Annotated in this window: 13 protein-coding genes; 7 read left to right on the forward strand and 6 right to left on the reverse strand. The window is 60.7% G+C overall.

Features of this window, described 5'->3' with window-relative positions; translation table 11 throughout:
- Positions 1–158: 158 nt before the first annotated feature.
- Entirely contained in the window at positions 159–1220 is a 1062-nt protein-coding gene (gene lptG, locus V6F78_RS14580; protein WP_094990352.1) for an LPS export ABC transporter permease LptG, read from the reverse strand.
- Positions 1213–2331 (reverse strand): LPS export ABC transporter permease LptF, encoded by a 1119-nt coding sequence (lptF, locus tag V6F78_RS14585; RefSeq protein WP_047277403.1) that lies wholly within the window; start codon positions 2329–2331, stop codon positions 1213–1215. Before lptF ends, lptG begins: the two co-directional genes overlap by 8 nt.
- A gap of 320 nt (positions 2332–2651) precedes the next feature.
- Here lptF and V6F78_RS14590 point away from each other — a divergent pair, with 320 nt between their 5' ends.
- From V6F78_RS14590 to rlmF, 5 genes are all read left to right on the forward strand, one after another.
- Positions 2652–4142: a leucyl aminopeptidase gene (locus V6F78_RS14590; protein WP_047278353.1), complete on the forward strand. Its 1491-nt coding sequence runs from the start codon at positions 2652–2654 to the stop codon at positions 4140–4142.
- Positions 4143–4201: 59 nt separating this feature from the next.
- Positions 4202–4642 (forward strand): DNA polymerase III subunit chi, encoded by a 441-nt coding sequence (locus V6F78_RS14595; RefSeq protein WP_047277408.1) that lies wholly within the window; start codon positions 4202–4204, stop codon positions 4640–4642.
- A 7-nt stretch (positions 4643–4649) separates the two neighbouring features.
- Entirely contained in the window at positions 4650–5033 is a 384-nt protein-coding gene (locus V6F78_RS14600) for a hypothetical protein (protein WP_047277409.1), read from the forward strand.
- A gap of 117 nt (positions 5034–5150) precedes the next feature.
- Positions 5151–7997 (forward strand): valine--tRNA ligase, encoded by a 2847-nt coding sequence (locus tag V6F78_RS14605; RefSeq protein ID WP_047277411.1) that lies wholly within the window; start codon positions 5151–5153, stop codon positions 7995–7997.
- A 91-nt stretch (positions 7998–8088) separates the two neighbouring features.
- The gene (gene rlmF, locus V6F78_RS14610; RefSeq protein WP_314398401.1) at positions 8089–9105 is read left to right on the forward strand and encodes a 23S rRNA (adenine(1618)-N(6))-methyltransferase RlmF; all 1017 of its coding nucleotides are present in this window, start codon (positions 8089–8091) and stop codon (positions 9103–9105) included.
- A gap of 70 nt (positions 9106–9175) precedes the next feature.
- On the opposite strand, the gene V6F78_RS14615 is transcribed toward rlmF, so the two are convergent.
- Positions 9176–9457, reverse strand: a complete 282-nt coding sequence (locus tag V6F78_RS14615; protein ID WP_003440137.1) for an HU family DNA-binding protein — start codon at positions 9455–9457, stop codon at positions 9176–9178.
- Between the two features lie 398 nt (positions 9458–9855).
- Between V6F78_RS14615 and yejK the strand changes: the two genes are divergently transcribed.
- Both yejK and V6F78_RS14625 read left to right on the forward strand, forming a co-directional pair.
- Positions 9856–10860 (forward strand): nucleoid-associated protein YejK, encoded by a 1005-nt coding sequence (gene yejK, locus V6F78_RS14620; RefSeq protein ID WP_047277415.1) that lies wholly within the window; start codon positions 9856–9858, stop codon positions 10858–10860.
- Positions 10860–11213: a glutaredoxin family protein gene (locus V6F78_RS14625; protein WP_047278356.1), complete on the forward strand. Its 354-nt coding sequence runs from the start codon at positions 10860–10862 to the stop codon at positions 11211–11213. The genes yejK and V6F78_RS14625 overlap by 1 nt, the downstream gene beginning before the upstream one ends.
- Positions 11214–11228: 15 nt before the next feature.
- Here V6F78_RS14625 and V6F78_RS14630 read toward each other — a convergent pair whose 3' ends face one another.
- From V6F78_RS14630 to V6F78_RS14640, 3 genes are all read right to left on the reverse strand, one after another.
- Positions 11229–11522, reverse strand: coding sequence for a GIY-YIG nuclease family protein (locus tag V6F78_RS14630; protein WP_047295210.1), 294 nt, complete (start codon positions 11520–11522; stop codon positions 11229–11231).
- A gap of 5 nt (positions 11523–11527) precedes the next feature.
- Entirely contained in the window at positions 11528–12007 is a 480-nt protein-coding gene (locus V6F78_RS14635) for a nuclear transport factor 2 family protein (RefSeq protein WP_047278358.1), read from the reverse strand.
- Positions 12008–12070: 63 nt separating this feature from the next.
- A complete protein-coding gene (locus V6F78_RS14640; protein WP_095008149.1) occupies positions 12071–13366 on the reverse strand; it encodes a CynX/NimT family MFS transporter in 1296 nt (431 codons plus the stop codon).
- Positions 13367–13379: the final 13 nt, after the last annotated feature.

Below are 13379 nucleotides of genomic sequence, written 5' to 3' on the forward strand. Positions count from 1 at the left end.
GTCAACACTCAAAAAAGTCGCAGGCAGACTGCCCGCCGAAAAATAGCCGGGAATTGTACCTGTGATCGCGACGAGCGTCACGTTTACAGGCCAATGCTCCCCCACAAAAAAGCCCCTGTCGCGGGACAGAGGCTTTTGGTTCGAGCTTTACAGGTCGATCAACCCGCCCGTCGCAACAGCCAGACGCCCGCCAGGGCGCAAATGAGGGCTGGCAATATCACCGCAAACAGCGGGGAGAAGCCAAACACCAGACTGGACGGCCCCAGCAGGTCTTGCGCGATCTTGAACGTGAAGCCCACCAGCACGCCGGTAAACACCCGCTGCCCCAGGGTCACCGAGCGCAACGGGCCGAAAATGAAGGAGATCGCCATCAACACCAGCGCGGCAGTGACCAGCGGCTGCAACACCTTGACCCAAAATGCCAGCCAGTAACGACCGTTGTTCAAACCCTGGTCTTTCAGGTAATGGATGTAATTCCACAGACCGCTGATTGACAGCGACTCAGGGGCCATCACCACGGTGTTGAGCAACTGCGGGCTCAAGGCCACGTCCCAACGCTCGACCGGTGCGCTGACCACTTCAGTGCTGCGGTCGTGGAACAGCGTGGTACTCACATCCGTGAGCTGCCAGTGATCTTGGTCAAACTCTGCTTTTTTGGCAAAGCTCGACGACAGCATGTGGCGCTCTTCATCAAAGCGGTAGCGGGTTACGCCAAACAGCGTACCGTTCGGCTGAACGGCGTTGATGTGGATGAACTCTTCACCCTGACGGTGCCACAAACCGTGCTTGGAGCTTTGCGCATCACCGCTGCCCAGCGCCAGCGCCCGATTGGCCTGCGCCATGGTTTCAGTGGCAGGCGCCACGTACTCGCCTACCAGCACACCGGCAACCATCAGCACCAGCATGGGCTTCATGACCGACCACACGATACGGCCGATGGACACCCCGGCCGCACGCATGATGGTCAGCTCGCTGTTGCTGGCCAGACTGCCCAGCCCGATCAGGCAGCCGATCAGCGCCGCCATTGGCAACATGTCATACATACGCCGCGGTGCTGTCAGCAGTACATAGCTGAGAACATCCATCACGGTATAGCTGTCGCTGATGCTGCCCGTCTCGTCGATGAACGCGAACAGCGACGCCAACCCCAAAATAATGCCCAGCACAGCCAGGATCGCCAAAAAGACGCTGCTACCGATGTAGCGGTCGAGCTTACCCACGCGTCATCTCCTTCACGCTACGGCGACTAGCCAGCTTCAAGCGCAGCGGCTCCCAGTACAGCAACAACAGGCCAATGGCCAGGAACAGCGCATGCACCCACCACAACCCCAGGGTGGGCGACAGCTTGCCTTTTTCCAGGGCGCCGCGGGCCGAAATCAGAATGGTCAGGTAACCCATATAAAGAAGAATCGCCGGCAACAGCTTGAGGAAGCGGCCCTGACGCGGGTTGACGCGTGACAGCGGCACGGCAATGAGGGTCACGATAAACACCAGCAGTGGCAATGAAATACGCCATTGCAACTCGGCAATGGCCCGCGGCTCGGGGTTGCCAATCAGGTCGAGGGTCGGGATGGCGTCGCGGTCGGTCACTTCATCACTGGCATCGGGCTTGGGCAACAGCACGCCATAGGTGTCGTACTTGATCGCGCGGTAATCGGCCAGACCCGGGTTACCGTCATAGCGGTAGCCGTTATTGAGAATCAGCCAGCGACTGCCATCGGGACGGACTTCCTGATGGCCTGTTTCGGCCACCAGCACCGAGATGCTACGGTCCTTGGCGTCCTGACCCAGGCTTTTTTGCGAGATGAACACGCCCGAAAGGTTGGTCCGGTCGTTGGTCAGCTCTTCGGTGTAGGTCACGCGCGAACCGTCGCTCAACGCCTGGAAGCGGCCAGGCACCAGCGTGTCGAACTCGGTCAGTGCATCTTGCTTGTTCAGCAACAGCTGAAACTGGTTCGCACCCTGCGGCGCCAGGCTCAGGCTCAGCCAGGCCACGATCAGGGCCACGAACGCCGCCGGAATCATGGTCAGGCCCAGCAGGCGCTGCTGGCTCATGCCCGTGGCCGAAAGCACGGTCATTTCGCTTTCGAGGTACAGACGGCCATAGGCCAGCAAAATACCGAGAAACAGCCCCAACGGCAGAATCAGCTGCATGAAGCCCGGCAGACGGAAGCCCATGATCAGGAACAGGGAACCCGGGTCCAGAGCGCCAGAGGCAGCCTGTGCCAGGTACTTGATGAAGCGACCGCTCATGATGATGACCAGCAGCACAGCGCTGACAGCGCTCAATGTAAGCAGGACTTCGCGGGACAAATAACGGAAGACGATCAAACCAGACACTCCAGGGTCGTCAGGCTAAGGCGGCCAAACAAGCGGCGTTACCAGTGGGTCAGGCATTCATCATAGATGAGCCGGGCCGACTAAAAAGATGGCGCATTATCCTGTGAATGACCTCGCCTGTCACTGCGCTTGCTTACCCAAGGTTACAAAGCAGCCATTGCAGGCCACGCAAGGGTTGTCAGCCGCGACCGACGGGGTTCAAACTGCCCGACTAGACGCAGCCCAGCTTAGGCAGGTGAAGCGTTTCATCCATAAGCACTCAAACCCACGCGTTTGTGCGCACGTTGACCATTTGATTCAGGGACCCGGACATGGAACTGGTTGTAAAAAGCGTTAGCCCAGAAACGTTGAAAACGGCCACTCTCGTGGTCGCCGTCGGCGAAGGCCGCAAGCTCGGCCCGACCGCCAAGGCCCTCGACGAACTCACCGGCGGCGCGATCAGCGCAGTCCTCAAGCGCGGCGACCTCGCCGGTAAGACCGGCCAAAGCCTGTTGCTGCATACCCTGCCCAACATCAAAGCCGAGCGCGTGTTGCTAGTGGGCACGGGTAAAGACGAAGAATTGGGCGACCGCCCGTTCCGGAAAATCATCAGCGGCGCCCTGAGCGTCCTTAAAGGCCTGGGTGGCAGCGAGGCGGTCTTTGCCCTCGACGAACTGGTGGTCAAGGGCCGCGACAGCTACGGCAAAACGCGCCTGCTGGCCGAAACCCTGGCAGACGGCGACTACACGTTCGACCGATTCAAAAGCCAGAAAGCTGAACCCCGCGCCTTGAAAAAAATCACCCTGCTGACCATCAAGGCCGCGCAGGCTGAAGTGCAACTGGCCGTGACCCACGCCCAAGCCATTGCTGCTGGCATGTCCTTCACCCGCGACCTGGGCAACCTGCCGCCGAACATCTGCCACCCGACGTTCCTGGCCGAACAGGCCAAAACCTTGGGCAAGACGTTCAAGGGCCTGAAGGTCGAGATTCTCGACGAAAAGAAAATCAAGGACCTGGGCATGGGCGCGTTCTACGCCGTTGGCCAGGGCAGCGACCAACCGCCCCGCCTGATCGTGATGAACTATGCGGGCGGCAAGAAATCCGAAAAACCGTTTGTCTTGGTGGGCAAAGGCATCACCTTCGACACCGGCGGCATCAGCCTCAAGCCGGGCGCGGGCATGGATGAAATGAAGTACGACATGGGCGGCGCTGCCAGCGTTTTCGGCACCCTGCGCGCCGTGCTCGAACTGAAACTGCCGATCAATCTGGTGTGCATTCTGGCCTGCGCCGAAAACATGCCCAGTGGCGGCGCGGCCCGTCCGGGCGACATCGTGACCACCATGAGCGGTCAAACCGTTGAAATCCTCAACACCGATGCCGAAGGCCGTCTGGTGCTGTGCGATGCCCTGACCTACGCCGAACGTTTCAAGCCACAAGCGGTGATCGACATCGCCACCCTGACTGGCGCCTGCATGGTCGCACTCGGGGCGCACACCTCCGGCCTGATGGGCAACAACGACGAACTGATCGAGCAACTGCTGGACGCGGGCAAGCAAGCCGATGACCGCGCATGGCCATTGCCGCTGTTCGACGAATACCAGGAGCAACTGGACAGCCCGTTTGCCGACATGGCCAACATCGGTGGCCCGAAAGCCGGCGCCATCACCGCGGGCTGCTTCCTGTCGCGGTTTGCCAAGGCCTACCACTGGGCTCACCTGGACATCGCGGGCACGGCCTGGGTCAGTGGCGGCAAGGACAAAGGCGCCAGCGGCCGTCCCGTGCCATTGCTGACGCAATACCTGCTCGATCGCGCCAACGCTTGACACTGTTGATCGCAGGCTGCGCCGCTTGAGGGCGGCGCAGCCCCGATTCAGGAACCGCAATGACCTCTGAAAAAACCAAAGTCGACTTTTATATCCTGCCCAGCGCAGACCCGGCAGCGCGGCTGGATTTCGCCTGCAAACTCACCGAAAAAGCCTGGCGTCTCGGGCATCGGGTGTACCTGCACTGCAGCGACGCGGCTCAGCGCGACGACCTCGATCAACGCCTGTGGCGCTTCAAGGGCGAGAGTTTTGTGCCCCATAGCCACGCCGAAGACGAACCCGATGGCGTGATCGTCATGGGCATAGCCGATGCGCCTGCCAGCCATCAGGACCTGCTGATCAATCTGGACCTGAAAGTCCCCGAATCCTTCAAGCGTTTCGCCCGCGTGGCGGAAGTCGTGGTCGAAGACCCCGCCGTTCGACTGGCGGCACGGGAGAGTTTCCGTTTCTACCGTGAACAGGGCTATCCTCTGCAAGACCACAAGTTACAACGACTCTGAGCACACGATGGACACCCCCAATTCGCCGAAAAAAGCTGCACACCTGCTCGATGATCTTGAGTCCATTCGCCAACTGCTGGACGACGAAGGCCTGCAACCGCCGCTGCTGACCGAGATGGTCGGCGAACAAGGCACGCAGATCCCCTTGCTGGACGAGGTCTTTGAACCCACACCCGCGCCCGTGCCAGCCGCGCAACCACCGCTCGCCAGTGCGCCTGCCGCCGACAAGGCCCCCGACGCCTTGCTGGTCCATCTGGACAGAGAGCTGCGCACGGCCGCGCAAGCGATCATGCAAGACGTCATCAACGACTACGCCCCGCACATCGAATCCGAAATCAAACGCCGCCTCGACGCACACATGGAGCGCCTGATCAGCCAGCATCAAAACTGATGCCCGATCCCTGAGCGCCCGAGGGCCTGTAATCGCCGCGCACAACTCGCCCTATGCGTCCCGCCCCGCTATACTTGCCGGCTTTCCTGAATTAATGCCAATAGGGTCCCGCCGCGCATGGATAAGACCTACCAGCCGCACGCCATTGAAACTTCCTGGTACAAAACCTGGGAAGAAGAAAACTATTTTGCCCCGCAAGGCGCGGGCGACCCGTACACCATCATGATCCCGCCGCCTAACGTTACCGGCAGCCTGCACATGGGGCACGGTTTCAACAACGCGATCATGGACGCCTTGATCCGTTTCCGCCGCATGCAGGGCCGTAACACCCTGTGGCAGCCGGGCACCGACCACGCCGGTATCGCGACGCAAATGCTGGTTGAACGCCAAATCGAAGCCCAGGGCCTGAACCGCCACGACCTGGGTCGCGAGAAATTCCTCGATAAGATCTGGGAATGGAAAGACCAGTCCGGCGGCAACATCAGCCGTCAGATCCGTCGCCTGGGCTCGTCCGTCGACTGGAGCCGCGAGCGCTTCACCATGGACGACGGCTTGTCCGAAGCCGTGAAAGAAGCGTTCGTTCGCCTGCACGAAGACGGCCTGATCTACCGTGGCAAGCGCCTGGTCAACTGGGACACCAAATTGCACACGGCGATTTCCGACCTTGAAGTGGAAAACCACGACGAGAAAGGTTTCCTGTGGAACCTCAAGTACCCGCTGGCCGACGGCGCCAAGACCGCTGAAGGCAACGACTACCTGATCGTGGCGACCACGCGTCCCGAAACCATGCTCGGTGACGCCGCCGTTGCGGTGAACCCGAACGATGAGCGCTACCAGGCCCTGATCGGCAAGTTCGTCGAACTGCCGCTGGTTGGCCGCCGCATTCCGATCATCGCTGACGATTACTGCGACCCTGAATTCGGCACCGGCTGCGTGAAAATCACCCCGGCCCACGATTTCAACGACTACGAAGTCGGCAAGCGCCACAACCTGCCGCTGCTAAACATCTTCGACAAAAACGCCAAGGTCTTGCCTGCCGCTCAAGTGTTCAACCTTGACGGCACGCTGAACGAGACCATTGACGGCACCCTGCCGGCCAAATACGCCGGTCTGGACCGCTTCGAAGCGCGCAAGCAGATCGTCGCGGACTTTGACGAAGCCGGCCTGCTGGTCAGCGTTGACGACCACGCCCTGAAAGTACCGAAGGGCGACCGTTCCGGCACGATCATCGAGCCGTGGCTGACCGACCAGTGGTACGTGTCCACCAAACCGCTGGCCGAACCGGCCATCGCCGCGGTTGAAGACGGTCGCATCGCGTTCGTGCCCAAGCAATACGAAAACATGTACTTCTCGTGGATGCGTGACATCCAGGACTGGTGCATCAGCCGTCAGCTGTGGTGGGGCCACCGGATCCCGGCCTGGTACGACGAGTCGGGCAAGGTGTATGTCGGTCGCGACGAAGCCGAAGTCCGTGCCAAAAACAACCTGGGCCCGGACGTTGCGCTGCAACAGGACAACGACGTGCTCGACACCTGGTTCAGCTCGGGCCTGTGGACGTTCTCCACCCTTGGCTGGCCGGAAAAAACCGACGCGCTGAAAACCTTCCACTCGACCGACGTGCTGGTCACCGGCTTCGACATCATTTTCTTCTGGGTAGCCCGGATGATCATGCTCACCATGCATTTGGTGAAAAACGAAGACGGCACCCCGCAAGTGCCGTTCAAGACCGTGTACGTTCACGGCCTGGTGCGTGACGGCCAGGGCCAGAAGATGTCCAAGTCCAAAGGCAACGTACTGGACCCGCTGGACATCATCGACGGTATCGAACTCGAAGACCTGGTGGCCAAACGCACCACGGGCCTGATGCAGCCCAAGCTGCTGAAGAAAATCGAGAAGCAGACCCGCGACGAATTTGCGGACGGCATCGCCAGCTACGGCACCGACGCCCTGCGCTTCACCTTCTGCTCGCTGGCCTCCACCGGGCGTGACATCAAGTTCGACATGGGTCGCGTCGAAGGCTACCGCAACTTCTGCAACAAGATCTGGAACGCCGCCCGTTACGTGCTGGACAAGGGCGAAGACTGCGGCCAGAACGGCGAAGCCTACGAATTGTCGCTGGCCGATCGCTGGATCATTTCGCAGTTGCAGCGCACAGAAGCCGAAGTGACCCGTCACCTCGACCAGTTCCGTTTCGACCTCGCGGCACAAGCCCTGTACGAGTTCATCTGGAACCAGTACTGCGACTGGTACCTCGAACTGTCCAAGCCGGTACTGTGGGACGAAAACGCGCCGGTAGAACGTCAGCGCGGTACCCGTCGCACACTGGTGCGCGTGCTGGAAGTCGCGTTGCGCCTGGCGCATCCGTTCATGCCGTTCATCACCGAAGAAATCTGGCAGCGCATCGCGCCGCTGGCGGGCGTTGAAGGCAAGACCATCATGCTGCAACCGTGGCCGGTGGCGAACGAAGCACGCATCGATCAGGCTGCCGAAGATGACATCGAATGGCTCAAGGGCCTGATGCTCGGCGTGCGTAACATCCGCGGCGAAATGAACATCGGTCCCGGCAAGCCGTTGCAGTTGTACGTGAAAAACGTCAACGCCGAAGACCAGCGCCGTCTGGCCGAGAACGATGCCTTGCTGAAAAAGCTGGCTAAACTCGAATCGATCACCGTGCTGCAAGACGGCGCCGAAGCCCCTCTGTCAGCCACCGCTCTGGTGGGCGAGATGGAAGTGCTGGTGCCGATGGCCGGCTTGATCGACAAAGATGCAGAACTGGCGCGCCTGGACAAGGAAATCCAGCGTTTGCACGGCGAAGTGGCCCGCGTAGGCGGGAAACTCTCCAACGCCGCGTTCGTTGACAAGGCCCCGGCCGAAGTCATCGACAAGGAACGCGCCAAATTGGCCGAAGCCGAACAGGCTTTGAGCAAGTTGGCAGAACAGCACGCGCGGATTTCCAGCCTGTAAACACGCTGCGCACCTGATCGCGGGCAAGGCCTGATGCTCCTGAGGGAGCCTCGGGGCTTGCCCGCGATTGCTTTTGTGGAATGAATTGAACATGACAACCCCACGCACTTCCAAAGCCACACGCCACAAACCCAAGGCGCCCGGCGAAGCCAAGCCGGCCGCACCGCGGGTCAAACCGAGCCTGCACCCGCGCAATCGCCATCAGGGCCGTTACGACTTCCCGCAGCTGATCTCGGTGTGCCCCGAACTGGGCCAGTTCGTGATCATCAACCCGTACGGCAAAGAGAGCATCGACTTCGCCAACCCGGACGCCGTGCGCGTGTTCAACCGCGCCCTGCTCAAGGCCTTCTACGGCATTGCCCACTGGGACATCCCGGCCGACTACCTGTGCCCGCCAGTCCCGGGGCGCGCCGATTACGTGCACTTTCTGGCGGACCTGCTGGCCACCCTCAATGACGGCGTGATTCCGCGTGGCCCGAGCGTGCGCGTGCTGGACATCGGCATGGGCGCCAACTGCGTGTACCCGTTGATCGGCCATAGCGATTACCGCTGGCAGTTCCTCGGCACGGAAGTTGACACCGTCGCCCTGAAAGCGGCCAAGGCCATCGTGCAATCCAATGGCCTGAACAAAGCCATCAGCCTGCGCCAGCAGCCCAACCCGCAGAAGATCCTGCTGGATGTGCTGGAAAGCAGCGAACGCTTTGACCTGAGCATGTGCAACCCGCCGTTCCACGCCTCACTGGACGAAGCACAGCGCGGCAGCGAGCGTAAATGGCGCGCACTGGGCAAGGCAGACCCGAAACGCAAGTTGCCGGTCCTGAACTTTGGCGGCCAGGCCGCCGAGTTGTGGTGTGAAGGCGGCGAGCAGCGCTTTGTCACGCAGCTGATCCGCGAAAGCGTGCAAGTGGGCCGTCAGGTGCTGTGGTTCAGCACACTGGTGTCCAAGGCGTCCAACCTGCCCGCCATCCAGACCGCCCTGAAAAAAGCCGGTGTGCGCGAGAGCCAGGTGGTGGACATGTCTCAGGGCAACAAGCAAAGCCGCTTTGTGGCCTGGACCTTCCACGACAAAGAACAGCAGCAACTGTGGCGCGAAAAGAACTGGAAATAACCCCCCAACTTGCGCGCACAAAAAAGCCGCGCTCCGGATCACTCCGGGGCGCGGCTTTTTAACAAGTGTCTTACTTGTTTACAGCGTCAGTCAGGCCTTTGGCCACAACGAGCTTGATCACTTTCTTGGCAGCGATTTCGATGGCTGCGCCAGTCGAAGGGTTACGGCCAGTACGGGCAGGACGCTCGGTCACTTTCAGTTTGCCAATACCTGGCAGAGTGATTTCGCCGCCATTTTCCAATTGATCAGCAACGATCTGAGCCAGTTGGTCCAGAGCGTTACGCGCGGTAGTTTTCGGCGCGTCGATAGCTTCAGCGATATCGGCGATCAGTTGGTCTTTAGTAATAGCCATTGAGATGTTCCTTCCCTATCAAATTCATTTGGTTTGCAGAGTGCAAAGTCAGCTATCGAGCCAGATAGTTAGGGTCTGGCACGCCCGTTTGCTTTCACGACGAATCGCGGATGTAGAGTGCTGAAACGGGGTTTGGTTCGACCTGACACATGCTGAATCCGCGCTTTGCGCCGTTACCCGGCGCAAGACGGGGCAAAACTAGCACAGAGACGGCCAAATATCCGCCTCTACCTGCCCATTTGGTCAGCTTTATCGCGTTAAAACCGTAAAAAAACGCCTCCCGGCCGACAGAAGCCCCCTAAACCCCGGTGCGAAGGCCGTCCAAAGGCTCAGGTGCGTTACACTTGCCGCTTTTGCGGGGCCTGCCCCCTGCCTTCTGATAACTCGCCGAGAAGCCCATGCCGATCCGTCATTGCATCGTCCATCTGATTGAGAAAAAACCCGACGGTACGCCCGCTGTTCTCCACGCCCGCGACAGCGAACTGGCCGAGTCGCAGGCCATCGAGAACATGCTGGCGGACCTCAACGAAAGCTATAACGCCAAACAAGGCAAGGCCTGGGGCTTTTTCCATGCCGAATCCGGCGCGCATCCGTTCAGCGGCTGGCTCAAGGAGTATCTGGACGGCGGCACCGACTTCACGGCCTTCAGCCGCGTGGCGGTCGAGCACCTGCAAAAACTGATGGAAGAGTCCAACCTGTCGGTGGGCGGGCATGTGTTGTTCGCCCACTACCAACAGGGCATGACCGACTATCTGGCCATCGCCCTGCTGCACCACAGCGAAGGCGTGGCGGTGAACGCGGAACTGGACGTGACCCCGTCGCGCCATCTGGACCTGGGCCAGTTGCACCTGGCGGCGCGGATCAACCTGTCCGAGTGGCAGAACAACAAACAGTCCAAGCAGTACATCTCGTTCATCAAAGGCAAGAACGGCAAAAAGGTGTCCGAGTATTTCCGCGACTTCATCGGCTGCCAGGAAGGCGTCGACGGGCCGGGCGAAACCCGCACCCTGCTTAAAGCCTTCAGCGATTTCGTGGAAAGCGAAGACCTGCCCGAAGAGTCGGCACGCGAAAAAACCAAAACCCTGGTCGATTACGCCAGCAGCCAGGCCAAAATCGGTGAACCGATGGGCCTGGAAGAACTCTCCGAACTGATCGACGAAGAACGCCCAAAAGCGTTTTACGACCACATCCGGAACAAGGACTATGGCCTCTCGCCTGAAATCCCGGCCGACAAACGCACCCTTAACCAGTTCCGCCGCTTCACTGGCCGCGCCGAGGGCCTGTCGATCAGTTTTGAAGCGCACTTGCTGGGCTCCAAGGTGGAGTTCGACGAAGAGGCTGGCACGCTGATCCTCAAGGGCTTGCCGACCCAACTGCTCGACCAGCTCAAGCGCAACAAATAATGTTCAACGGGATCCTGAAAAAAGTCCTGTTCGTGCTGGTGGTCGTGGTGATCTTTCAGAACTGGGGCAAGATTGAGCGCGTGCTCAATCCCTCGGGCGTTGTGGCCGAGCAGACCCGGGCCAACGCCCGGGTCGTGCTCTACGCCACCGAGTGGTGCGGATACTGCAAAGCCACCCGCCGCTTTCTCGACGAAAAAGGCATCCCCTACACCGAATTCGATATCGACAAGGACCCCGTCGCCCGCAAAGCCTATGAAGCATTGGGCGGACGCGGGATTCCGATCCTCGACGTGAATGGCACGCTGATCCGTGACTTCAAGCCCGAGGCGATCCTCGACGCATTGAAACCGTGATCGGCGTCATGGTGGTCAGGGCCGGCACTGGCTCGACACCAGGCACTCTTTGGCGCTCTTTCTGAGCTTTTTGATCAGCCGCTCCTGACGCAGCGCCTCGCCCTTGTCGGGCCAGGATTCGACATACACCAGTGCCACCGCCGGGCTGGATGCAAAGAAGCGCGCGCCCTTGCCGCTTTGATGCTTGGCAAACCGCTTATGCGGGTCATCGCTGATACCGCAATACAACGCCCCGTTGGCGGCCCGCACCAGGTACACAAACCAGGGCTTGCTCGTCGCTATCGCTTCGCAAGATTGCGTTATTGCCATCACGGTTACAGCCCTTGAGCGCGCGCCTGAAAAGCCTTGAGGCCCTTTCTCGCCTGGGCGCGGATCGCATTTTTCACCAGCGGCGTCCATCCCAACAGCGTGCCTTTGATGCCCAGCGCCTGACGCGACCACCGCCACAAGTCGAAATGGTCATGGTGCTCGCAGATTTTGCCGTCGCGAAACACAAAGCGTGCCTGGATGTCATTGATCACAATCGCCCCGGTCTGGCTGAACACATAGGTGGCCACCCAGTGCGCACTGCCCTGCTGATCGTCAGCCTGCACGGTGTTGAAACTGAGGGTGAAGTCCTTGGCCCGAGACGTGAGCATGCGCCACATGTCGCGCGCATCCTGCCCCCTCAGTTCACCGAACACCGGATCGCTGAACAGCACGTCTTCGGTGTAACACTGCGCCATGGTTTCAGCATCCAATTGCTGGAATGCTTGATAAAAGCGCGTGATCAACGCGTGGTGGGCTTGGCTCATGTCGGGGTCCGTGCAGGTGGAATTCGTGCACGATAATCCGACATGAGCAGAAACACTATGGCTTCAGACCTTCTCGCTGACGACATTGACGAATTTCGCACGCCCTGCCCCCAGCCCGGCAATGATTGCACCGATGCCCACAACGCCGAAAATCCAGCCCAGGGCCTCCCAGCCACCGGTCAATTCGTGAACCAGCCCCACGGCAAACGGGCCCATCGACGCCACGGTATAGCCGATACCTTGCGCCATGCCCGACAGGTTGGCCGCCACGTGAGCGTCTCGCGAACGCAACACGATCAGGGTCAGCGCCAGGCTGAAGGTGCCGCCCTGCCCCAGGCCCAGCACGATGGCCCAGCCCCACAATCCGTCCAAGGGGGCGTACAGGCAGCCAAACAGCCCGGCCAGGGTCATGCCCATCACCAGCACAATGGCGAGGCGTTGATCCTTACCCCGGGTGGCCAGCCAGGGCGCCGTCAAGGCGGTGGCCAGTTGCACGATCACCGAACCGGACATCACCAGCCCCGCCTGTGTCGGCGTCAGCCCGCGGCCGATCAGGATCGACGGCAGCCAGCCAAACACGATGTAGGACAAAGACGATTGCAAGCCCATATAAAGCGTGACCTGCCACGCCAGCGGGTCGCGCAATAACCCGCGCACCCGGTACGCCACGTTGTGCGCGCCCTGTCGCTTGCCGACTTGCGGCAGCCAGAAGACGGCGGCAAGCACCGCCGGCAGCGCCCAAAAACCCAGTCCCAACGCCCAGCTGTTGCCGAAGTAATGGCTCAGGGGGACCGTCGCCCCGGCCGCCAGCGCGGCGCCGAGACAGAGTGCCATGGTGTAGACCCCCGTCATGGTGCCCGCATGCCCGGCGAAATCCCGCTTGATGATGCCCGGCAACAGCACACCGATCACCCCGATGCTGGCACCGGCCAGAATGCTTCCGGCGAACAGCCCGACCTCACCCACGCAACTGCGCAACACAATACCGCCGCCCAGGGTCAGCAAGATGCCCAGCACCACCCGCTCGGTGCCGAATCGCCGCGCCAGGATCGGCGCCAGGGGCGCAAAAATGCCGAGGCACAACACCGGCAACGTGGTCAGCAAGCCTGCTTGCGCGGCCGACAACCCCAACTGATCAGACACCTCCCCCAACAGCGGCGCCATGCTCGACAACGCCGGGCGCAGGTTCAACGCCACCAACACCAACCCCAGCAACAACAGCCAGGGGCGCAGCACCACGGGTGGCGCTTGCTGGACCCCCTCGTCGTCCGCCTCGGCATCAATCAGCAGTTGATCCAGATCTTCCAGATGGCGTACGGGTTCGAGGCGGTCGTTAGGGTGTGGCGGATTGCTCGTCATGGCCTGCTCCGGT

The sequence above is a fragment of the Pseudomonas sp. ESBL9 genome, assembly GCF_036668715.1.
Classification (GTDB): domain Bacteria; phylum Pseudomonadota; class Gammaproteobacteria; order Pseudomonadales; family Pseudomonadaceae; genus Aquipseudomonas; species Aquipseudomonas lundensis.

What these genes read in the sequence shown, in the direction of transcription:
- V6F78_RS14590 (WP_047278353.1), top strand. Translation starts at nt 2,652, where the DNA reads ATGGAACTGGTTGTAAAAAGCGTTAGCCCAGAAACGTTGAAAACGGCC.
- V6F78_RS14595 (WP_047277408.1), top strand. Translation starts at nt 4,202, where the DNA reads ATGACCTCTGAAAAAACCAAAGTCGACTTTTATATCCTGCCCAGCGCA.
- V6F78_RS14600 (WP_047277409.1), top strand. Translation starts at nt 4,650, where the DNA reads ATGGACACCCCCAATTCGCCGAAAAAAGCTGCACACCTGCTCGATGAT.
- V6F78_RS14605 (WP_047277411.1), top strand. Translation starts at nt 5,151, where the DNA reads ATGGATAAGACCTACCAGCCGCACGCCATTGAAACTTCCTGGTACAAA.
- rlmF (WP_314398401.1), top strand. Translation starts at nt 8,089, where the DNA reads ATGACAACCCCACGCACTTCCAAAGCCACACGCCACAAACCCAAGGCG.
- V6F78_RS14615 (WP_003440137.1), bottom strand. Translation starts at nt 9,457, where the DNA reads ATGGCTATTACTAAAGACCAACTGATCGCCGATATCGCTGAAGCTATC.
- yejK (WP_047277415.1), top strand. Translation starts at nt 9,856, where the DNA reads ATGCCGATCCGTCATTGCATCGTCCATCTGATTGAGAAAAAACCCGAC.
- V6F78_RS14625 (WP_047278356.1), top strand. Translation starts at nt 10,860, where the DNA reads ATGTTCAACGGGATCCTGAAAAAAGTCCTGTTCGTGCTGGTGGTCGTG.
- V6F78_RS14630 (WP_047295210.1), bottom strand. Translation starts at nt 11,522, where the DNA reads ATGGCAATAACGCAATCTTGCGAAGCGATAGCGACGAGCAAGCCCTGG.
- V6F78_RS14635 (WP_047278358.1), bottom strand. Translation starts at nt 12,007, where the DNA reads ATGAGCCAAGCCCACCACGCGTTGATCACGCGCTTTTATCAAGCATTC.
- V6F78_RS14640 (WP_095008149.1), bottom strand. Translation starts at nt 13,366, where the DNA reads ATGACGAGCAATCCGCCACACCCTAACGACCGCCTCGAACCCGTACGC.